The 20103-nt window shown below is 41.3% G+C and carries 23 protein-coding genes; 11 read left to right on the top strand and 12 right to left on the bottom strand.

Going from position 1 to position 20103, the window contains the following annotated elements; genetic code table 11:
- Positions 1–88: 88 nt before the first annotated feature.
- The 4 genes from ACFSJY_RS12700 (at position 89) to ACFSJY_RS12685 (ending at position 2690) form a co-directional block, all read left to right on the top strand.
- Complete coding sequence (locus ACFSJY_RS12700) at positions 89–1306, top strand: DUF418 domain-containing protein (RefSeq protein WP_386034811.1); 1218 nt, start codon at positions 89–91, stop codon at positions 1304–1306.
- A gap of 242 nt (positions 1307–1548) precedes the next feature.
- Complete coding sequence (locus ACFSJY_RS12695; protein WP_386034809.1) at positions 1549–1851, top strand: hypothetical protein; 303 nt, start codon at positions 1549–1551, stop codon at positions 1849–1851.
- A 182-nt stretch (positions 1852–2033) separates the two neighbouring features.
- Entirely contained in the window at positions 2034–2291 is a 258-nt protein-coding gene (locus tag ACFSJY_RS12690; RefSeq protein WP_386034807.1) for a DUF2999 family protein, read from the top strand.
- Between the two features lie 186 nt (positions 2292–2477).
- Positions 2478–2690, top strand: a complete 213-nt coding sequence (locus ACFSJY_RS12685) for a hypothetical protein (protein WP_386034805.1) — start codon at positions 2478–2480, stop codon at positions 2688–2690.
- Positions 2691–2942: 252 nt separating this feature from the next.
- Here the strand turns inward: ACFSJY_RS12685 and ACFSJY_RS12680 are convergent, their stop codons facing one another.
- Positions 2943–3134 (bottom strand): hypothetical protein, encoded by a 192-nt coding sequence (locus ACFSJY_RS12680; protein ID WP_386034803.1) that lies wholly within the window; start codon positions 3132–3134, stop codon positions 2943–2945.
- 245 nt (positions 3135–3379) lie between these two features.
- Here ACFSJY_RS12680 and ACFSJY_RS12675 point away from each other — a divergent pair, with 245 nt between their 5' ends.
- On the top strand, positions 3380–3781 hold the full coding sequence (locus ACFSJY_RS12675; RefSeq protein WP_386034801.1) for a hypothetical protein: 402 nt from the start codon (positions 3380–3382) through the stop codon (positions 3779–3781).
- A 26-nt stretch (positions 3782–3807) separates the two neighbouring features.
- Here ACFSJY_RS12675 and ACFSJY_RS12670 read toward each other — a convergent pair whose 3' ends face one another.
- The 3 genes from ACFSJY_RS12670 to ACFSJY_RS12660 form a co-directional block, all read right to left on the bottom strand.
- Positions 3808–4464, bottom strand: coding sequence for an NAD(P)H-binding protein (locus tag ACFSJY_RS12670; protein WP_386034799.1), 657 nt, complete (start codon positions 4462–4464; stop codon positions 3808–3810).
- A 73-nt stretch (positions 4465–4537) separates the two neighbouring features.
- Complete coding sequence (locus tag ACFSJY_RS12665; RefSeq protein ID WP_386034797.1) at positions 4538–4768, bottom strand: diguanylate cyclase; 231 nt, start codon at positions 4766–4768, stop codon at positions 4538–4540.
- Between the two features lie 51 nt (positions 4769–4819).
- Positions 4820–5575, bottom strand: coding sequence for a type 2 periplasmic-binding domain-containing protein (locus tag ACFSJY_RS12660; RefSeq protein WP_386034795.1), 756 nt, complete (start codon positions 5573–5575; stop codon positions 4820–4822).
- A 118-nt stretch (positions 5576–5693) separates the two neighbouring features.
- Between ACFSJY_RS12660 and ACFSJY_RS12655 the strand changes: the two genes are divergently transcribed.
- On the top strand, positions 5694–6158 hold the full coding sequence (locus tag ACFSJY_RS12655) for a VOC family protein (protein WP_386034793.1): 465 nt from the start codon (positions 5694–5696) through the stop codon (positions 6156–6158).
- Positions 6159–6351: 193 nt separating this feature from the next.
- Positions 6352–8016: a glutamine--tRNA ligase gene (gene glnS / locus ACFSJY_RS12650; RefSeq protein ID WP_386034791.1), complete on the top strand. Its 1665-nt coding sequence runs from the start codon at positions 6352–6354 to the stop codon at positions 8014–8016.
- A gap of 75 nt (positions 8017–8091) precedes the next feature.
- Here the strand turns inward: glnS and fur are convergent, their stop codons facing one another.
- The gene (gene fur, locus ACFSJY_RS12645; protein WP_386034789.1) at positions 8092–8535 is read right to left on the bottom strand and encodes a ferric iron uptake transcriptional regulator; all 444 of its coding nucleotides are present in this window, start codon (positions 8533–8535) and stop codon (positions 8092–8094) included.
- 161 nt (positions 8536–8696) lie between these two features.
- On the opposite strand from fur, the gene ACFSJY_RS12640 reads away from it, so the two are divergent.
- Positions 8697–9167, top strand: a complete 471-nt coding sequence (locus tag ACFSJY_RS12640; RefSeq protein WP_386034787.1) for a DUF4442 domain-containing protein — start codon at positions 8697–8699, stop codon at positions 9165–9167.
- A 58-nt stretch (positions 9168–9225) separates the two neighbouring features.
- Here ACFSJY_RS12640 and ACFSJY_RS12635 read toward each other — a convergent pair whose 3' ends face one another.
- The 3 genes from ACFSJY_RS12635 to ACFSJY_RS12625 form a co-directional block, all read right to left on the bottom strand.
- Complete coding sequence (locus ACFSJY_RS12635; protein ID WP_386034785.1) at positions 9226–11754, bottom strand: EAL domain-containing protein; 2529 nt, start codon at positions 11752–11754, stop codon at positions 9226–9228.
- 189 nt (positions 11755–11943) lie between these two features.
- Positions 11944–12993, bottom strand: coding sequence for an alkaline phosphatase D family protein (locus ACFSJY_RS12630; RefSeq protein ID WP_386034783.1), 1050 nt, complete (start codon positions 12991–12993; stop codon positions 11944–11946).
- A 61-nt stretch (positions 12994–13054) separates the two neighbouring features.
- Entirely contained in the window at positions 13055–15328 is a 2274-nt protein-coding gene (locus ACFSJY_RS12625; protein WP_386034781.1) for a TonB-dependent receptor domain-containing protein, read from the bottom strand.
- Positions 15329–15560: 232 nt separating this feature from the next.
- On the opposite strand from ACFSJY_RS12625, the gene betI reads away from it, so the two are divergent.
- Entirely contained in the window at positions 15561–16166 is a 606-nt protein-coding gene (gene betI / locus ACFSJY_RS12620) for a transcriptional regulator BetI (protein WP_386034779.1), read from the top strand.
- 34 nt (positions 16167–16200) lie between these two features.
- On the top strand, positions 16201–17415 hold the full coding sequence (locus ACFSJY_RS12615; RefSeq protein ID WP_386034777.1) for a BCCT family transporter: 1215 nt from the start codon (positions 16201–16203) through the stop codon (positions 17413–17415).
- 67 nt (positions 17416–17482) lie between these two features.
- Here the strand turns inward: ACFSJY_RS12615 and fldA are convergent, their stop codons facing one another.
- The 4 genes from fldA to ACFSJY_RS12595 are packed head-to-tail and all read right to left on the bottom strand — an operon-like array spanning position 17483 to position 19370.
- A complete protein-coding gene (fldA, locus tag ACFSJY_RS12610; protein WP_386034775.1) occupies positions 17483–18010 on the bottom strand; it encodes a flavodoxin FldA in 528 nt (175 codons plus the stop codon).
- Positions 18011–18037: 27 nt separating this feature from the next.
- Complete coding sequence (ybfE, locus tag ACFSJY_RS12605) at positions 18038–18319, bottom strand: LexA regulated protein (RefSeq protein ID WP_386034773.1); 282 nt, start codon at positions 18317–18319, stop codon at positions 18038–18040.
- A 2-nt stretch (positions 18320–18321) separates the two neighbouring features.
- Complete coding sequence (locus ACFSJY_RS12600; RefSeq protein ID WP_386034771.1) at positions 18322–18543, bottom strand: DUF2788 domain-containing protein; 222 nt, start codon at positions 18541–18543, stop codon at positions 18322–18324.
- Positions 18544–18599: 56 nt separating this feature from the next.
- On the bottom strand, positions 18600–19370 hold the full coding sequence (locus ACFSJY_RS12595; protein ID WP_386034769.1) for an alpha/beta fold hydrolase: 771 nt from the start codon (positions 19368–19370) through the stop codon (positions 18600–18602).
- A gap of 171 nt (positions 19371–19541) precedes the next feature.
- Between ACFSJY_RS12595 and seqA the strand changes: the two genes are divergently transcribed.
- A complete protein-coding gene (seqA, locus tag ACFSJY_RS12590) occupies positions 19542–20090 on the top strand; it encodes a replication initiation negative regulator SeqA (protein ID WP_386034767.1) in 549 nt (182 codons plus the stop codon).
- Positions 20091–20103: the final 13 nt, after the last annotated feature.

The following is a 20103-nucleotide window of genomic DNA, read 5'->3' as shown; positions in this document are numbered from 1 at the left end:
ATGTATTTCCTTTGGCGTTTTTGACAAAATTAGACAAATTCTTGCTTTGTAAACAACGCCGTTATTCGTAGCATACGTAAAAGTTCTTTTGTCTAACAATCACATTAATAAGCATATGGATATCAAACAAAGTGAAGAACGAATAGTCGTCCTAGATGTTATTCGCGGTGTTGCCGTACTCGGTATCTTCATCATGAACATTCAGTCGTTTGCAATGGTTCAAGCAGCATATGCGAACCCGACTGCATATGGTGACTTATCTGGCGTTAATTTAGTGGCCTATCTATTTTCCAACCTTTTTGCTGATCAAAAGTTTATGACGATTTTTTCAGCCTTGTTTGGTGCGGGTATAGTGTTGATGTCAGAAAAGCTAGAGCGCAAGGGTCTTCAAGCGACCACAATTCATTACAGGCGCATGGTTATTCTTGCCGTTATTGGCTTGCTCCATGCTTATATATTGTGGTGGGGGGATATACTGTTTTCTTATGCTATCGCAGGGATGATAGTTTACCGGTGGAGACATCAGAATCCGACGCAACTTATCATCAAAGGTTGTCTTTGCATTGCGCTATGTTCATTAATATTACTCGCATTTGGTTTGCTTATCAGCTATTTACCTGCAAGCGCATTAACAGAGTTTTTGGTTATCTGGCAGCCGACTGAACAGCAAATTTCAGACGAAACAGCAATGGTATTGCAAGGATGGTTTGAGCAATCCGAAACTCGACTTATCTGGTTGGGTGATGTTTTATTTGCCTTGTTTATCTATTTGCCTCGCATTATCGGCTTAATGATGATTGGTATGGCACTCTACAAACTGCGATTTTTTGGCGATTTTTATAGTAATAAAGCGTTGTTAGTGAATGGCGTTGTAGCATTTGTTATTGGTATAACTGTAACCGCGTTTGGAACGTATCTTAATTTTAATGAAAATTGGCATATCGACGGCTTGTTTTTGACGTCCCAGTACAATTATTGGGGGAGTATTGCAGTGGCATATGCCTATTGTTGCTTTTTAATTTGGTTTTACCGTCAACAATTTGCAAAAACAATAAAAAGGTTACTCGCTAATGTGGGCAAGATGGCCTTGAGCAATTATTTGCTGCAGTCATTTATAGGCTGCGGGCTTTTCTATGGTTGGGGGCTTGGCTTGTTTGGTGCTACTGAGCGCGTTGAACAAATGTTCATCGTTGTTTCTGTTTGGCTGTTGCTTGTTAGTTTTTCGGCGTTTTGGCTTAAATATTATAGCTATGGACCTTTTGAGGGGGTATGGCGCTATGCCACCTATAAGAAATGGCACAACTGATCGTCATGCGAACACTATTTTTTTGACCATAACGATGGTCAGCGCCCAAAGGGCTATTGTTGCTCCGTGAGTGTTTATGGAGTGCTAATGTGAAAATTAATATAAAACAATAGGAAAGCATGCTCTTTGGGAAAAAGTTTTTGTATTTTATTTATTGTCATAAACATGTAATAAAAATGTGTTAGCTGATTCTGCGTGTGTTTTGCTAGACTTACTCTAACGTTACTTAAAGAGGGTAAATTATGTATAAACGTATACTTGCAGTGGTTACCGTTTTAAGTTTGAGCCAAGCTTCACTTGCGGCGGATCGTACTGAAATATGGAACTGTGTTAATACCGCAACTGAAGTAGTTAATGAAAACTGCATGATGGCGACTATTGAAAAGCATACTGAAAGCGACGCATTTTTCGACCAACTGGCGAAACAAACTTTTGAGCCAAAAACAGACGCGTTCGCGACGATAACACGCTTCCCTGCGCAAAACCTTATTGTTGTTAAGTCTATTGAAGCTGAGTCTGAAACCTTACTCGCGGCAAACAAGTAGTATTACCGCTAAACACTAGCCACAATAACCTCAAATGTTGTGGCTTTCTTATAATCAATTTCTATTATTCGACAAAATAGCACTAAGCGCATAACAGATGCACTAATCACAATTAAACCATTCTTTTATCTCAAACCAAGCCACATTATAATGCGCTTTTTATTTTGATTTGCGTTGTATTTATGAATCCAATTATTCAACTTCTGAAAGCACAAAACATAGCAGACGAGCAAATTGCTGCGATATTCAAAGAACTCACTGAAAACCCGTTAATGGCGATGGCCACTATCGGTAATTTAGGCATTCCACCTGAGCAGCTTCAACCAGTAATGATGCAGGTAATGGCTAACCCTCAGCTTATTAAAGACGCGGTCGAAGAGCTGGGATTGGATATGTCAGCGGTTGAAAAAGCGAAACAACAATTGGATAGCTCGTCATAGTTATCGTCACTAGGTAAATACGATAGCGTTTGCATTATTCATTAAGCATTGCAACTTGCAAAAGCGCATTGCAGGTTGCAGCAAACGTTTTCTCCTTCTTGATTAGAAAATTTTGTAAATATATAAAAATCAATTGTTTACAACTTTTTTGTGAGTTGGCAAATAATCTGCAGTAGTAAAGATGACATGAAGATAAGAGGAGATTCTGTCATGCTTTATCAATACTTACACTACTCACGCGCTATCACTCCAAATGTACAGCAGTTAGTTGAACATTATGCACATATCAAGGGAAACGGTTTTACTACAAAAGTTGATGATGTTTCAAACTTACTGCATGCACGTAGCTGTGAAGAACATTTTGAAGACAATGCTAACTATTTATTGGGGTACAACTAAATCCAACTAGGAGTTTGATATTTTGGTCATACATTGCGTAATCCATTGTTTTAATTGAGGCTCAGGAAGTGCTCCCGACAGTCTGTCGACTTCCTGACCTTCAAAGTAAAAGCCGATTATAGCGATACTGCGAACCTTAGCCAAAGCACTTACTCGACTAGCTTTTTAGGTGTTTGCTTTTCCAAAGAGCACTGACGTATTCTAACGAGACACCTTTTCAAAAACGGGGGCGAGATCGACACACGGCCCACATCAACTTGCCCAATAGTCAATGATGATAGGCAAGTCATTACGAATGCCAAACGCATCAAAATTTTCATCAGATAGATTGAACGATTTGCTTGAATAAACGTGATGTTTGCAGTTACCACATATTGCGTCCACGTGACGTCTGTGCTCGGGAATACGATTAGTGGTTAAGCAGTGTATGCATGAAACGTTCATATAAATACTCAGTGATTCGATAGTGTATAAACACTTTACCCTTTTAACCTCTTACCCTTTTAGCCTTAAGCTCAGAAGTTGGGATGGTGATATAGGCGACCATAGACATAGTTTACGGTTAAAATGTGTACAATTGAGCGAAGAGGTCGCGTCAAATATTACGAAATACCAGAACTTTGCTTTTCTCTCGAGCAAATAGTGTTATAAATGAATTCTGTTGTACGATTATAGGTTGGTTGCGTTATATGATCGGTATTATGAGACCCCACGGCACTGTAGCTTTAACATGGCGTCGAAATATTTTGCTCAATTACACGCAAGGCCCATTTAATGTGGAAGGTGTGAAGCGCTCTTTTGACGATATAAAACAAAGCGTGGCAGAGGCCGGTTTCGACCATTGGTATCGTGTAGATTTTCTTGATGAGGAAACGCTTGGTTGCCCAGAAGTGATGAAAGTCATTGGTGATTCGTATAAATGGTCAAGTGTGGAAAATAATTGTGGTGGTGTATTAGTCTGTTGTAGTAACCAATTGCAGCAAAACATGATGCATCGATTTATTTCGCACACAGCCCTTAACATTCAAGTATTTAGCAGTTCAGAAGCAGTATTTAATTATATAGAAAATAGTAACTGGTCGTTAACGTAAAATATCAAACTACAAAGCCGCCACGGCTAAAACAATGCATCGAGTTCAAGGATTTGTCTGCGATTATTTGAGCGGGCCAGCGTCATTAACTTATGAGCAACTACGTCTACTTTAATAGGCCGGTATTTGCTTAAGTAGGGCAATTTGCAAATCCAAGGCAACACTAATGCACCCAGTGTTTCCCCAACTCTACATTGATCTCGATTGGCAAGTAGCAAGGAGGGTCTGACAACCGTCAGTTGTTTAAACTCAAGTTGTTCTAGAGATCGCTCTACTTCTCCTTTCATCTGTAAATATGAGTTTTTGCTTAGGTGATTAGCACCATAAGAAGAGACCAATAAGCAGTGTTTTATATCTGCCTCTTTGGCTTTTGAAGCAAGTGCGACTTGCAAATTGACATCAACCTGTCGTTGTTTTTCAATTGAACCGGCTTGTTTCTTGGTTGTACCTAAGCATGAAAAATAGTGTGAGTAATCAGTGGGGAGTGTCAGTGCACTCAATGCAGTAAAATCTGTAGTGTGCCAGACCAATTTCGTACTATTGAACGAACACTTTTTGCGGGCATAAACAGTGATTTCATCATATTCTGGCGACGCTAAAAGGTATTTTACTAATGCTTCACCTATAGCACCTGTCGCCCCAACGACAATCGCTTTTCTTACCTGCTTAACTCGGTTGTCCATTGTTTTTTAACACTGTTTCGTTTTCTAGCTATTAATGGGGAGTGTAACGCTTTCTCCTGCTATGAAGCTATACTTACATAATTGAAGATGCTTCAACTAAAGCACGCAGGCGCTCCGCTAACTCATGTGCTTGTGCATGTTCCGTTTGTGGTAGTAACAAAGCTAACTCTTCGCCACCATACCGCTCTTGGCTGTCGCTAACACGGATAGTCTCTTGCAGTATATTGGTAATTCGTTTGACAACTGCAACTATCTGAAGACCCTCTTTATTGTCGTTTGGGACATAGCTGAGCCGCGGATGCAATAGTGAGGTAACTGATTTGCCGCCACCTTGTGCATAGTTTTGTTGCAGTGATTACTTTGAAAGTTTCGGCAGCTGCATATCTTTAGGCACAGAGTATTTAGCCATGAATACATGATAAGAACCGTTATTTACACCATTGTTGATAGCTTTGTTTAATAAAGCTAACGCAGACAAGCTTTCTTCATGCTTCTGTGATACGGCGATGTGTAAACTTCTCGGTTCTATTTTGTCCTGACTAAAAACTAAGTTATCTGCGATGGGCTTTAACTCGTTGGCGAGCAAATAACGGCCATAGCCTTTTGCCATGTAAAAATGGGTGATTTTATCTTCAGCCAGGAGCTTCAGCCCTTGTTGTGCTGTGGGAACGTAAAGTAGGTCTTCAGGTGCCTTGTGAGAGACTACGCGATCTTGTCCGCCGAGTCGAACGGCACCGCCAGTTTTTGACGTATTATTGCTCTTTGTATTAATAAAAGAGCCGTAAACTTCATAGCCTATCGGTTGGGTATATGCTGCCCATGCGTCACGCCCCACAAATTTTGCCGCAATAAACAGCCCATGCAACTCACCTGATTGCACCTTGAGTTTTGCTCGTGCCCAAGGCAGTGGTGATGCTTCCACGGTATAACCTAATTCAGCAAGACTAGTGCCTATGAATTCCCAGTTGGCGCGATAAATATCGTACTGTTGGGATAGCATTTCATGGTGATCAGGCCCGACCCCCAAGGTAATAACTTTCTCTTCGCTATTGCATATCCAGGATAGCGATAAGGTAAGCAGTAGTAGGGCGCTCTTAAACACTTTTGGCATTCGTTTCAGCTCATTTGTTACTTCTACACATTATGTGAAAATCACAGGTTGTTGAAGATGAAAACGATAATAGTCAGCTACAATGATACCGTAAGTATAACAAAAGGACATGACAATCATGGTAAAAGCTATTCCTGAAGGATTTCACTCAATTACTCCTTACCTTGTAGCAAAAAATGCCAAGCAGGCGCTCGGCTTTTATAGCGAGGCATTTGATGCTGAGGTAACCCTTGAATTAAATACACCTGATGGCGGTGTTGCTCATGCTGAAATGAAGGTAGGTAGTTCTCATATTATGTTAGCCGAAGAACATCCTGATATGGGCTTTTTGAGTCCTGAAACATTGGGAGGTGCTGGCGTAAGTTTAATGCTGTACTTAGACAATGTTGATACCGCGTTTGCAAAAGCTTTGGCGGCAGGAGCCGAAGAGGTGCGCCCTGTTATTGATCAATTTTATGGTGATAGAGCAGGCACATTAAAAGATCCATTTGGACATATATGGACGTTAGCAACTCATGTCGAAGATTTAACTGAACAAGAGCTGCATCAACGTATGATGGCCTATTTTAGCGAAGAGAGTTGATTTCAATAATTTCAGTGCCATATTTCTATTAAATTAACAGGATTTCGGCTATTTAAACCCAAATCCTGTTGCTATAATGCCAGCCATTATTATTAGGGTTTGTTGTTCTTTTACGTGACCTAAACGGTTGTAAAACTAAACCCTAAGGATTAACAAATACCAACGTATTCACCATTTTTAGAGGTCTCATTGGATGTCGGAAGCAGAAAACCGTCCAACTAATTTTATTCGCCAAATTATCGATAAGGATCTTGCAGAAGGGTTGCATGATCATGTGCAGACCCGCTTCCCGCCGGAACCTAATGGCTACCTTCATATCGGCCATGCGAAAGCAATTTGTTTAAACTTTGGCATTGCAGAAGACTATAACGGTTTGTGTAACCTTCGTTTTGACGATACCAACCCTGAAAAAGAAGATATCGACTACGTAAATTCTATTCAAGAAGATGTGAGCTGGTTAGGCTTTCAGTGGGCGGGTGACGTTCGATACTCTTCTGACTACTTTGACCGCTTACATGGTTACGCTGTAGAGCTCATCGAAAAAAGTTTAGCCTATGTTGATTTTCTTTCACCGGAAGAAGCGAAAGAATATCGTGGTACGTTGCAAAAGCCAGGTAAAAATAGCCCGTATCGTGATACCAGCGTAGAAGAAAACTTAGCGCACTTTGAAAAAATGAAAAACGGTGAGTACAAAGAAGGTGAGTGCTCGTTACGTGCAAAGGTAGACATGAGCTCTAGTTTCATGTGTATGCGCGACCCAGTGATTTATCGAATTAAGTTTGCACATCACCATCAAACGGGTGATAAGTGGTGCATTTACCCAATGTACGATTTTACCCACTGTATCTCGGATGCCATTGAAGGCATTACGCACTCATTGTGTACGTTGGAATTCCAAGATAACCGCCGTATTTACGATTGGATTATTGAAAACATTTCTATTGAAACGACGCCTCGTCAGTATGAGTCTTCACGCCTTAATCTTGAATACACGGTAATGAGTAAGCGTAAGCTTAATGCGTTAGTTGAAGAAAACCTTGTTGAAGGCTGGGACGACCCACGCATGCCAACCATTGCTGGTTTCCGTCGTCGTGGATATACGCCTGCGTCAATCAGAGAATTCTGTAAGCGTATTGGTGTAACGAAAATGGATAACACCATTGAGATGGGCGTGCTTGAGTCAGCTATTCGTGAAGACTTAAATGACAACGCACCACGCGCAATGGCGGTGCTTAAACCTATTAAGCTGATTATTGAAAACTACCCTGAAGACAAGGTAGAAGAGCTAACGGTGAAGAATCATCCAAGTGATGAATCGCAAGGTTCGCGCATTGTACCGTTTAGCCGCGAAATCTTGATCGAAGATGAAGATTTCCGCGAAGAAGCGAACAAAAAGTACAAGCGTTTAGTTTTGGATAAAGCGGTACGTCTTCGTGGTGCTTACGTGGTGACTGCAACTCGTTGTGACAAAGACCAAGATGGCAATGTGACAACGGTTTACTGTACTTACGATCCTGAAACATTGGGTAAGAACCCAACCGACGGCACAAAACCTAAGGGCGTTATTCACTGGGTAAGTGCACCGCATGCTATTGATGCGGAAATTCGTTTATACGATCGTTTGTTTACGGTAGCTAATCCGGCGGCAGAAGCGGATTTCCATTCAGTTATTAATCCTGATTCATTGGTGATATTAGACGGAGCTAAGATAGAGCCGTCACTCGCAGAAGCTGAGCCAGAGAAAGCGTTCCAGTTTGAACGTCAAGGTTACTTCTGTTTAGACAACAAGCCACATGACAAACTCGTGTTTAACCGCACCGTTGGTTTACGTGATACGTGGGCGAAAATTGGCGACTAGTCGCTAATTTTCTTCTGCTCACTAAAAAGCCGACTTAAAGTCGGCTTTTTTATATTCTGCATTTGCTATTTAGGCTTACTGGTTCGCTTTGCGATAGCTTTCACAAGACTCTACATCTTCACATTCGCCGTAAAGGTATAAGCTGTGGTTAGTCAATTTAATATTGTTTTCTTTGGCAATATCTAACTGACGTTGTTCGATAATGTCATCTTCAAACTCGACAACTTTCCCACACTTCAAACAGACTAAGTGATCGTGATGCTTTTTATGTGACAGTTCGAATACTGACTTACCACCTTCGAAGTGATGACGCGTCACAATACCCGCATCGTCAAATTGGTTAAGTACACGATAAACAGTCGCTAAGCCAATTTCTTCTTGTTGCTCTAACAAAATCTTATAAACATCTTCAGCGCTGATGTGCTGATTGTTGGGATCTTGGAGAATGCTGAGAATTTTAACTCGAGGCAGGGTAATTTTTAGGCCAGCGCGTTTTAGTTCTTCGTTTTGTTGCGACATAAACTTCATCTATCAAATCTAATTGCAAAAATTATAGAAGTTTATTCATCCGGTTGAAAGCCCTAGTTAATTACTCAAGTAATTTTTTTGCTTTTTAGGGACTTTAATTGCGATAATTGACTGGTACGATGAGTTTATATGGATTTGATTGAGAGTAAAGAATGAATTTAATGTTTTCCCGCGCATGGCTTTTTCGCATTTTTATCAATATATGGCCTCCGCTATTTTTCGCGCGAATTAAATTAGAGAAAATAAGTGACGATTTTCGTGAGGCCCATGTTTCTATGAAGTTAAGTACGTGGAACCGAAACGGTGTGGGTAGCATTTTTGGTGGTGCACTCTTTTCGATGACAGATCCGTTTTACATGATGATGTTAATGGCACGAATGCGTGATGAATACATTATTTGGGACAAAAGTGCTGATATAGACTTTATCAAACCGGGTCGAGGCAAGGTCACTGCAGATTTCCTAATCACTGACCAAATGCTAGAAGATATCAAAACACACACTGCAAATGGTGAGAAGTATCTTCCGGAAGTGGTTACCTATATTAAAGACGAGCAAGGTGAGGTTGTTGCTAAGGTAAACCGCACCTTATATATCCGCCGCAAGAAACGTTTTCGCAACTAAGCTTTTATCACGAGCGAGTGGGCATGCCTAACTCGCTCGGCTCCTCTTCTTATCGGCGTTATTCAGTCAATTCCTTCGCCTTAGCATCGTTCATAATTGCCTCATACTGCGATGTAAATTCGTCTTCAAATATAGGTTTACTGTAGAAATACCCTTGATGTTGTGTACAGCCATTGTCAGTCAGAAAAGCGTTTTGGGCATCGGTTTCAACCCCTTCAGCGATAATGTTAAGTGATAAACTCTGTGCCATATTAATAATGGTTTTCACCATTTGACAATCCGCTTCGTTAGTTGGCGTTTTGCGAATAAAGCTGCCGTCAATTTTGAGGGTGTTGATAGCAAGCTTCGTTAAGTAGCTTAAACTTGAGTATCCCGTGCCAAAGTCATCTAAGGCTATTTCGACTCCTAGTTTTTTTAATTGCTCTAACACGATTTGTGCGTCACGTGTGTTTTCGATAAAACAAGACTCGGTTACTTCAATTTCCAAGAGTACTGGCGATAGGTCTGCATGTTCTAATGCTGCTAACACTGAGTTCATCAAGTTATTTTTAAAGTGAATAGGGGACACATTAACTGCAATGCGTCCAACGTCTAGCCCTTGCTGAAGCCATGCTTTTCGCTGTCGACAAGCTTGAGAAAGTACCCAGCGCTCAATATCTACAATAATGCCGAGCTCTTCACAGATAGGAATGAATTTAGCAGGTGATACCATACCGGTGTTTGGAAGTTCCCAGCGAAGTAGTGCTTCTACACCAATAAACTTACCAGTAGTGCTACATATTTGTGGTTGGTAAGCTAACTTAAACTCGTTATTTTTTAGTGCCGTGCGCAGTTTATTTTGCATCACCAATTTGTCATCGAGTGAAGCATGCATGTCTTGTTGATAAAATAAATAGCCGTTTCTGCCATCTTTTTTTGTTTGATACATGGCGATATCAGCATATTTAAGAAGAGCTTCTGGTTCAGTTCCATGAAATGGGTAAATTGAGGCACCGATGGAGCAGGTCACATAATTTTCTTTGTTGTCGAGTACGAATGGCTTATTAAATTGCTGATAGATTCGTGATATGACGGACTCGATATCTTCAACAGAGCTCATTTCCGTTAACAGAATGACAAACTCATCACCACCAAAACGGGCAACCGTATCGCCTTCTTTGATTGAACTTGAAATCCGCTTAGCTGCAGAGCGCAGTACCTCATCACCAATACTATGCCCCAATGTATCGTTGATTTGTTTGAACCTATCAAGGTCAACAAAGAGTATTGCAGCTAGTTGTTGGTTACGATGAGCGGTCGAGATAGCGATGTTTAATCTGTCGTTAAATAGTCGACGGTTAGGGAGCTTTGTAAGGTCATCATAAAACGCGAGTGACTTTATGCGATTTTCGTACAGCTTGCGCTCGGTTATATCTGAAAATATGCCTGTGTAGTGAATATCCCTAACCGTATCGCCACCAATTTTTACAATGGTTAGCCATTCTGGATACACGTCACCATTTTTGCGACGGTTCCAAACTTCACCTTGCCACTTTCCTTCAGTGTCTATTTGTTTCCACATCTTTCGATAGAAAGACTTGTCATGGATACCTGAATTTAACAGGTTAGCGTTCTTACCAATAGCTTCACGCGCCTTGTAACCAGTTACTTGGGTAAACGCAGGATTGACCGAAATGATTACACCATTTCGGTCTGTTGTCATAATGGCATCAACAGAAGATTCGATAATTTTTTCCGCTAAAAATAAGTGCTCTTGCGAGGCATGCAACGCATGATCCCGTTCTGATATTAGCGCTTCAAGTCGCTGAAAATATGAGTGTTCGATATCGGCAAGAATGTTCTGCATTGACAGTAGCCCAATAACATCGCCTTGCGGTGAGGTAACGGCAAGGTGTCTAATCCGATATCGCTGAAGCTTTAGATAAGCACTCAGTAATGCTTGGCTGCTTTCAATGGTAATTAAGGGTTTGCTTGCATAATGCCAAAGAGGCTGTTCATATTCATCACTGGCGAGGACTTTAAGGAGATCGCGCTCGGTAATGATGCCTGAAGCATCCTCATCTTTATTTTTTACGAGCACCGCACTTTGTTTTTCACGCTTCATTAATTTAGCGGTTTCTGTCAGTGACGCTAACGCGTCGACTGTCGCTAGCTGCTGGTCGTAGCTTTCCCCTACGGTTCGTAATTGTAAATAGTGCTGAATACCTTGTCGCTTGATAACGTCGGATTGACTAATAACACCTTTCGTAGAGCCGTTCTCATTTAATACAACAAGGTGCCTAACCTTGTGACGATGAAAGGCTCTTATAATATCTGCAAATGGTGTTGATACCGGAATTGAAATTACTGGTGTACTCATGAAATCGTGGATTTGACGCTGAAAAAGGGTAGGGTCGTCATAGTTTAATTTGGTGCAATCAGATTCCGTCCAGATACCAATAATCGTCTCGTTTTCTTTGACAAGAATAGAACTGGTTCTTTTGTCGCGCATTAATTTTGCTGCATGTGCGATAGGGATATCTGGCGGGCAATGAAGAATGTCTGGTTGGGTAATATCACCTGCAATGACGGTGTTATGCTCAGTCACACGCTATCTCTTTGTACGTAAAAAATCGCGCAGATTTATAACAAAGCTGTTACGGAGATAATTTGATATATATCAAGATTTGCAGAGTAAAACGATTGGTTAACAATTAGTTACGATTAGCTATGGTCGAGTTAACATATTGCTTACAAGTTGAGAGGCTGAACGTTCGTCCAGCCCTTGAATGTCACTCTAGAATGACAGCGCGGAAAGTGAGAGTTGTTGATGGTGTGTCACTTCGCCAACTACATTCTTTAGGCCGAAAGATACACTAGGGTCGTCTTTTTTCCAGTCCACTTCGATAAAGCCATAGTTCACGTCATGGGTATAATCACCAACACGGTGCTTATTCGGGCTAACGTCTTTCCATTTTTCACTTAAGCCAGAGCTTGTAACTTCCCATAATGGGTAACTACCGGCATTGAGTTTTGACATTTCTCCCCAATGCGTATCACCACTAATCATAAGCACGCCAGGGATCTGTTCTTTTTCTATCAACTGCAATAAACGATTTCTATCTTCAGGAAAGTTTGCCCATGACTCCCATCCGGTGAATTCGGGCAGTAACTGCAGGCTCGAACCAATGATTTTCAGTTTCGCTGGCTTTTTTAGTTCAGCCTCTAACCATTGCCATTGCTCTTCACCTAGCATTGAGGCGCCAGCGTTGGGAGACACTTTATATGGCCCCATATTTTTAGGGATTCTACTGGTGATGTAGGAAAACTTGCCTACCTCATGGAGTTTATCTCGATTCCAACGAAGATCTGGCAAGATAAGATGTATTTGATTCTCACCTTCGCCAAACCAATAGCTTGTGTATATTCCAGGTTGTGTATAGCGTTTTGAATCCGAAGGCTCTTGCCAAAAATCGAGCATGATTTTTCGGGACGCTTCTTTTTGCGGGTACTCTTTACCTGCGTCATTCTCACCAAAATCGTGATCGTCCCAAATAGCCACAACTTCTGACTGGGCGCGAAGTTGTTGAAATCCTTTATGGGCGCCCAGCATGTCATATTTGGCTTGGAGTTCGCTCATATCTTCCGTATCGCCGTATATATTGTCACCGAGGAAAACGAAAACGTCAGGTTTGTCTTTGTTTATGGCGTCAAAAATAGGCATGGGTTTGTACTGTTTTGCACACGAACCAAAATAAATTTTACTGACCTCTGCTTTTGCTGGGGCTATAGCCAAGAGGACTAGTGTGCAAAGAGCAGTTACAGACAGTGGATAATAGTATTTCATTGACCTTCCTTACTAACGATAAAAGCGGGCGAAAGCCCGCTTTCAAACGTCATCTAATGACTTATAAATCGACAGTTACCGTGAAGGTTGCTGTTTTAGGCGCGCCGATAAAGTATGTTGTGCCATTACCTGTGCCTGTTGCAAGATAATCTTCATCAAACAAGTTGGTGACAACGAAGGCTAAGTCGACATTGCGCATACCATCAAATGGGATGCTGTAACCTAAATTCACATCTGTCACGATGTAGTCATCTGCATCGCCGCGCTCGCCGGTGTATTTGGTTGAAGCGCCAAAGCGAAGGTCGCCTGCGAAATAGTTAGCAGACAATACCCACATATCATCAACTGAATCGATGACATCATCACCTGATTCAAAACCAGGTGCATTGCCAACATATTCAGAGTTATTTTTGGTGAACGACGCGTATAGTTCCCAATTGTCGTTGACTTGATAAGTGGCACTAAACTCGAAACCTTCTGAGTCGATACCACCAACATTTAAGTAAGTGCCGTTAGTGCCAACCGTGTAGTCAATACCGCCTGTATCACTGCCAGGCGCGATAAAGGTAATACGGTTGTCAAACTCGATGGTGTATAATGTTGCAGAGATACTCAAGTTGTTGTCACTGTATCGTAAACCGAAATCAATGTTTTCTGCCGTTTCTGGCTCAATTTCCGTTAACGTAGAGGCATCATCTTCAAGCACGCCATCTTTAATTGCTGAGAAGTTTTCTGAATAACCGGCGAAAAATTCAAGCGATTCGCTGTATTGGTACAAAGCACCTGCACTAAATAATGTGTCTGAGTCGCTATCAAGCTTAGTGTTATTGTTTGGGTTGTAATGATCAGTTTTCTCTAATTCAACGAGGAACTTTTGCACACCTACATTAAACGTGAAATCTTCCCACGTAATTGTATCTTGCAGATATAACTTAACGGTGTCTGTGTCGAACGTGTTGTCATATTGCGTCCAGTAAGGCGTTTTATTAAAGTGATGATAAACTTGTGCATCAATTACTTTGTGCCAATCTCGGTGCTCATCACGTTCAGCCATTTCATACCACATGCCGACTGCAATATCGTGGGCGCCAAACGTGGTTTCGCCACGTGCTGTAAAACCAGTACGGTTTTTCTCGTAATGGGTATGACGGTATGACATCACAGGAATTGCATCATCTGGATAGCAAGACGGGTGTAAACCAGGCCCAGAATTCCAAGGCCAAGTGAAATTAGCCGTACAATCTTCTGCTGGCGCTAATGGGTTACCTGCTTGGTCAGTAAAACCATATCTTGCAGCAATACTGCCACCTTGGTCTGTCGGGTTACCATTGGCGTCAACTGCTGCAACTAAGTAAGGCGGAATCCAGTCACCACGACCTTCGTTTTTATGGTAGTAGGGCGTGAACTGCACGGTTGTCACGTCTGAAATAGCATAGTCAAATTTTAAATATGCGAGCGTGTTTTCACGCAAGGTAGACCAACCTTCCGCAAACATTTGGTCATAATGTGGAATACCTGTCCAATTCCACGTCAGTTGATCCCAATCTGGCGTTTGCTCAAACTGCTCGATACTCACGCTGTTGTAGTTGTCTTCTTCCACATCGTCATACGAAATTCGGCCAGTGAGTGACAAGTCACCAATGTCTGACACAAATTTAAACTCGTAATGTTGATTTTCCATGCCGCCATTTGAACCAGAACCCGACCAGCGGCTGTTTTCCGTATCGGAATAGCTGAAATAAGCGAATGTATCTTTTAAAATTTCACCCGTTTCATAGCGTGCAAAGTAACGGCGTGCATCATGATCACCTGACGTGTAAGCAATAGTGGTGTTTTGTTCTGTTTCTGGGTTTTTACTGACAAAGTTAAACGTGCCGCCTAACGCCTCCAAAGACGCAGAAGAAATGTCAGAGGTACCTTGCATAACCTCAACAGTCAGCAGGTTTTCACCTGCTAAATAACGGTTAGCTTTAGCACCACCGCCGTAATTTGAACCTCCATTAGGAATGCCGTCTATTGTCATACCCAATTGTTGCTGATTGCCGTCGATCGTGAAACCACGCATCGTGATGGACGTTGACCAATCGTCACCACCGAAGGCATCACCTTCGTTAATGCTAATCCCTGGTAAATTATCAATTACGGCCAAAACACTCGTCATTGGTGCTTGTTGGTCGATCATTGAAGTGCTTACGGCATTATTTGCATAAGTCACCTTTTTACCAATGACAGAAATTTCTTCTATTTGTTGTGACACTGCATCATCAGCAAATACTGAAGGGGCAAATGCAAGGCTAACAGCCGTCGCTAATAACGACTTTTTAATGTGTGACATGATAGTTCCAATTTATTGTAAATGATTTGTAACGAGAAACGGGGAGCAGTCTAAAGAGGAAATGTGACACTTTTTTTAATTTATATTGAACGTTCAATTAATAAAAATTTAACTTGAATATTCAATAAGGTAAGTTAAAGTTTTAAGCAAGTTAATACAGAGAAGTTGCACTGGAGAGCGGAGCTTAGCATAGTGAAATGGTGAGCTAGTCCAGCGACAAAAGGGTGAATAAATGCCGAAAGTGGGCATGGAAAAAATTCGTAAGCAACAGCTTATCGAAGCAACATTGACGTCTATTGAGCAAAACGGGTTGCATGGCACCACCATTTCGAGCATTAGTAAGCTGGCTGGGGTATCAACCGGCATTATAAGTCATTACTTTGGTGGTAAACCTGAGTTACTGCAAAGTACATTTTTATACCTGCTAGACCAACTAAAAATAGATTTTCTTGCGCAGTTTGACAATGGCAAACCAGACGCGAGACAGCGCATAGATTACATTATCAACGCTAACTTTAGCCTGTCTCAAATTAGCAATAAAGCTGCAATAGCGTGGTTATCTTTTTGGGTACAGTCGATGCACGATGAAAATTGGCAACGACTGCAAAAGATTAATAACCGACGTTTGGCCGCAAACTTACGCTTCGCATTCCGCCAACTTTTAAAACCGGAGTATGTCGAGCAAGCAGCAACTATGCTGGCATCACAAATTGATGGTCAATGGCTTCGTTGCGCACTTGATCATGGCAATGAACAACAATTTGAGTCAGCTGCTATGCAATGTAGAGAGTTAGCGGCAAGCCTCGTTTCGCAATTCGGTAAAGAAACGCTGGTATAAGTATCTGCTCAACACGATTTTATGATATTGGTTTATGAGTATCGGTGTCATTACAGTAGGTGCAATCGCGATGGTTGTATTGGCTGTGTTTTTTGTTATATCGAGCCCTAAAATTCCTCAAGGGCAGCAACCGATGACAGTTATTGGTTTTGTCGCGTTGCTGTTTACCGCTGGACTAGATGGCGGCTTAATATTTTTGCCTTTGCAAGATTTTAAAGCAATGAAATTAGCGCAATGGCCTGCGTTTGTATCATTTCACCCATTAGCTGTTGAGTTTGCGTTTTGGGGCCCTTTGGTTTGGCTTAGTTACTTTGTTGCTACAGCGTATTTCTGTTTTCTAGAACCTCGGTTGGGTTTATTCAATAAACCTGCAGTTAAGTGCATTCATGGTGTTCTGATACTGACAACAGCAGCCTTTACTTTATCATTGTTCTGGCAATATTTACCCGCATATTTACCCGAAACATTAACGTCAAAGACGACCGGGAACGTTAACGAAAGGGGGAATAGTTGGCTGGAAGTGCTCCTCATATTTACCGTTATCGTTACTGCAGTTGCCGCAAGCTTTTCAATTAAGTACATCACGAAACTGAGCCAAGTTAGCATGTACCTTTTTGGCATGATTATGTTTCTTTTACTGGCAATAGCTTCACCTAATTTGAATCAGTTTACGGATCTTGCAGAAGGGCTAACAGATTTTTTTGCAAATGCGTATGGGTTTATTACACCGTTAAATGATTATCACGCTTTTTATCTTGCCTGGTGGTTTTCGTGGAGCATTATGATGGGGCAGTTTATGGCGAAATTTGTTGCTAGTATGTCGATAGCTCGCTTGTTTGTTGTCATGATGTTCATGCCATGCCTACCCATATTGGGCTGGTTAGCTGCATGTTACTTGTTTGTGGAAAATGCTTCTAACATGCCAGAGTGGCTCTCTATTGCGCTTGTGGTCATTGCAGCGTTGTTTGTTATCAACTCATTAGACTTCATGATTAACCGTTATGCTGAAAACTTGTCTGTGAATATCGAGCGGCTAGGGCGAAAACAATACCTTAGCCTTCATACCGTTTTGTTGTTGATAGTGACGATACTGTTTTATCAGCAAGTGATGCTAATTGAGTGGATAGGTGCGTTCGTGATTACGATATTAATCCTAGCGATTTTAATAGGCTTAACCGATAGATATGTTTTAAAAAAAGGTTATATCAATGAATTGATTCGGAAAGTCGAGTTAATAAAACTGCGTTGATTGATAGCAATAAAAAAGCCGGCAGTAGCCGGCTTTTTTAATCTGTTTTTTACATAGGACTTGCGAGCTAGTCTTCTAGTTCTGCAAGGCACATTTCGTCGTAGATTTGCTTAACCCACTTGTCTACGCGTTCTTCAGTCAGTTCTGGTTGACGGTCTTCATCAACACACAAACCAATAAACGTATTGTCATCGATAAGCGCTTTAGATGCTTCAAATTCGTATCCTTCCGTCGACCACTGACCGACTAGGATAGCGCCTTTTGCTTCAACAATTTCCTTCAATGGTAACATTGCGTCACAGAAGTACTCTGCGTAATCTTCTTGGTCGCCTAAACCAAAAATTGCAACTAGCTTGTCGTTGAAATCGATTTCTTCTAACTCAGGTAAGAAATCATCCCAATCACATTGGTTTTCACCGTAGTACCACGTTGGGATACCAAGAATGATCAGGTCAAACTCTGCAATTTCTTCTTTGGTGCTTTTTGCAATGTCTCGTACTTCCACCATCGCTTTACCCAGCTTCTTCTGGATCATTTTGCTGACAGCTTCTGTATTGCCGGTGTCGCTACCGAAAAATAAACCTACAATTGCCATGTTAACTATTAACCTTTCAATGAATCGCTATAAATTTTCGTCAGCCAATGCTTTTGTAAGCAATGACTCGATTAATTCGCCTCGGCTTACGCCTTTGTCTTTCGCTATATCATCAAGTTTCTCAAACAAGCTTTCGTGGATTTTAAATTCCACACGCTTTAAGCCTCGACTTTTGTCACGCTTAACTTGATTACGCTTATTTATTTTTATTTGGACGCTTCGCGGTAACGGGTTAGTTTTAGGGCGCCCCGGTCGCTTGTCGTCGCTAAATAAGTCAATGGTTGTTAAATCTGATGCTTCCTTTGCCATGATTACCCGACCCCTTGGCTCTCCCACAGGAACTGAATAACACCTTTAGCAATGAAGCCAGCACAACCTAAAAACAATACGAAATAGACAACGAATTGTCCCATTTTGGGGACATCATTTTTTTTCATGATATCGTGAATCGATAAGCCTATGAAAATAAAGATAAAAGCAAAGAACAAGTTGAGACCAATTGCCTCAATAAGTTCAAAATGTTCTGCTAGCATAAAACCACCCCAAAAAATCTGGCGGCACTATACCATAACAGTTTCAGCCAATCGACTTACTTGTTTAAAAAATCTTTAACAATTTTATTAAAGGCTATGGTTTTTTCCGCATGTAACCAATGGCCCGCGCCGCTGATAATTTTTGCGCTACTGTTTGGGAAGTGTTGACCAATAATGTCACGGTGCTCTTGCGTAATGTAGTTAGAGTTTCCACCTTTGATAAATAATACATCACCTTCAAAACTGAGGCTTTCATCAAAAGCCTTCATGATTTGTGGATAGCTATTTGCAATAAAATCAACGTGGCACTTAAACGCTAACTTTCCATCGTCCGTGGTTTTCAAATTACGTAACAAAAATTGACGAACACCTTGCTCGTCAACGTAAGCGCTTAGTTGTTCATCTGCTTCTTTTCTTGACTTAATAGTATTAAAGTCAAGACTTTGAAGCCCCTCTATTATACGTTGATGATGGGCAGGGTAAGCAACAGGAGCGATATCTGCGACGATGAGTCTTTTGACCCTATCAGGGAAGTTCAAGGCTATTTGCATAGCAATTTTGCCTCCCATGGAATGTCCTAAAAAGTCTGCTTGAAAAATATTCAGATGATCGAGCACCGCAATAACATCTGCAGCGAGTTCACCGTACTCCATTCCTAATTGATGAAATGACTGGCCATGATTTCGCACATCAACACTGACAACCATATAATCTTCAGACAGAGGTTTGGCGACCATGCCTAAATTTTCGAGGCTGCCGAATAAACCGTGAATGAGAATAACTGGCTGTCCTTCGCCACGAATTTGATAATTAAGAAGTTTAGTCATGTCATATTTGTTCGTAAGAACACCTCCAGAAGATTGCGCGAGAATTTTGCTCAACTTATTGAATTGATGCAAGCAGTGGCAAAAAAATCTGCAATTAGCCCTTTAGCGCTAGAGAGATTTTTTATAGGTGAGTATAATCGCTTGGCTCAAAAAAAATTTTACGGAAACTGAATGAAAACTATCGAAATAGACGAAGAGCTGTATCAATATATCGCTAGTAATACCCAATTTATCGGTGAAAGCGCCTCATCCATTTTACGTCGCCTCCTTGCTTTCCCTGAGCTTCAAGACGCTCAGCGTCAAGAAAACCCTGCGAGAACAGTTGAAACTGTTGAGCAAGCTGAAACTGAGGTTGTAGAAGAACCTGTAAGCCAAGAAGTTATTGGCTCAGTATTTGACCATATCAATAAAGAAGAATTAGCCATTCAGCGCGGCGCTGTTGGACGCTTTTTACTGATTCTGCAAGCGTTGTATCGCGTTCATCAGAAGCGCTTTGATGTTGTATGCACTATTCGAGGTCGCGATCGTTTGTACTTCGCCAATAATGAAGAAGCATTGGCTGAAAGTGGCAGCAGTACAAAACCTCGACAAATTCCGGATAGCCCTTATTGGGTAATCACTAATTCGAATACAACACGTAAGAAAATGATGCTGACAGAAGTATCAAAAGCACTTGGTTACAGTGACCAGCAAGCAGAAAAGATTCGCGAACTTTTATAAAAATTAATCCATT

Source organism: Thalassotalea euphylliae (assembly GCF_042682785.1).
GTDB lineage: Bacteria > Pseudomonadota > Gammaproteobacteria > Enterobacterales > Alteromonadaceae > Thalassotalea_F > Thalassotalea_F euphylliae.
The sequence above is the reverse complement of the archived record's forward strand: the minus strand, read 5'-3'. Positions and strand labels throughout refer to the sequence as shown.

Excerpts from the sequence above, each read along its gene's own strand:
- ACFSJY_RS12595 (WP_386034769.1), bottom strand. The coding sequence starts at position 19,370 with ATGACTAAACTTCTTAATTATCAAATTCGTGGCGAAGGACAGCCAGTT.
- ACFSJY_RS12600 (WP_386034771.1), bottom strand. The coding sequence starts at position 18,543 with ATGCTAGCAGAACATTTTGAACTTATTGAGGCAATTGGTCTCAACTTG.
- glnS (WP_386034791.1), top strand. The coding sequence starts at position 6,352 with ATGTCGGAAGCAGAAAACCGTCCAACTAATTTTATTCGCCAAATTATC.
- ACFSJY_RS12670 (WP_386034799.1), bottom strand. The coding sequence starts at position 4,464 with ATGGACAACCGAGTTAAGCAGGTAAGAAAAGCGATTGTCGTTGGGGCG.
- ACFSJY_RS12680 (WP_386034803.1), bottom strand. The coding sequence starts at position 3,134 with ATGAACGTTTCATGCATACACTGCTTAACCACTAATCGTATTCCCGAG.
- ACFSJY_RS12695 (WP_386034809.1), top strand. The coding sequence starts at position 1,549 with ATGTATAAACGTATACTTGCAGTGGTTACCGTTTTAAGTTTGAGCCAA.
- ACFSJY_RS12690 (WP_386034807.1), top strand. The coding sequence starts at position 2,034 with ATGAATCCAATTATTCAACTTCTGAAAGCACAAAACATAGCAGACGAG.
- fur (WP_386034789.1), bottom strand. The coding sequence starts at position 8,535 with ATGTCGCAACAAAACGAAGAACTAAAACGCGCTGGCCTAAAAATTACC.
- ACFSJY_RS12655 (WP_386034793.1), top strand. The coding sequence starts at position 5,694 with ATGGTAAAAGCTATTCCTGAAGGATTTCACTCAATTACTCCTTACCTT.
- ACFSJY_RS12685 (WP_386034805.1), top strand. The coding sequence starts at position 2,478 with ATGAAGATAAGAGGAGATTCTGTCATGCTTTATCAATACTTACACTAC.
- ACFSJY_RS12630 (WP_386034783.1), bottom strand. The coding sequence starts at position 12,993 with ATGAAATACTATTATCCACTGTCTGTAACTGCTCTTTGCACACTAGTC.
- seqA (WP_386034767.1), top strand. The coding sequence starts at position 19,542 with ATGAAAACTATCGAAATAGACGAAGAGCTGTATCAATATATCGCTAGT.
- betI (WP_386034779.1), top strand. The coding sequence starts at position 15,561 with ATGCCGAAAGTGGGCATGGAAAAAATTCGTAAGCAACAGCTTATCGAA.
- ACFSJY_RS12640 (WP_386034787.1), top strand. The coding sequence starts at position 8,697 with ATGAATTTAATGTTTTCCCGCGCATGGCTTTTTCGCATTTTTATCAAT.
- ybfE (WP_386034773.1), bottom strand. The coding sequence starts at position 18,319 with ATGGCAAAGGAAGCATCAGATTTAACAACCATTGACTTATTTAGCGAC.
- ACFSJY_RS12660 (WP_386034795.1), bottom strand. The coding sequence starts at position 5,575 with ATGCCAAAAGTGTTTAAGAGCGCCCTACTACTGCTTACCTTATCGCTA.
- ACFSJY_RS12615 (WP_386034777.1), top strand. The coding sequence starts at position 16,201 with ATGAGTATCGGTGTCATTACAGTAGGTGCAATCGCGATGGTTGTATTG.
- ACFSJY_RS12675 (WP_386034801.1), top strand. The coding sequence starts at position 3,380 with ATGATCGGTATTATGAGACCCCACGGCACTGTAGCTTTAACATGGCGT.
- fldA (WP_386034775.1), bottom strand. The coding sequence starts at position 18,010 with ATGGCAATTGTAGGTTTATTTTTCGGTAGCGACACCGGCAATACAGAA.
- ACFSJY_RS12625 (WP_386034781.1), bottom strand. The coding sequence starts at position 15,328 with ATGTCACACATTAAAAAGTCGTTATTAGCGACGGCTGTTAGCCTTGCA.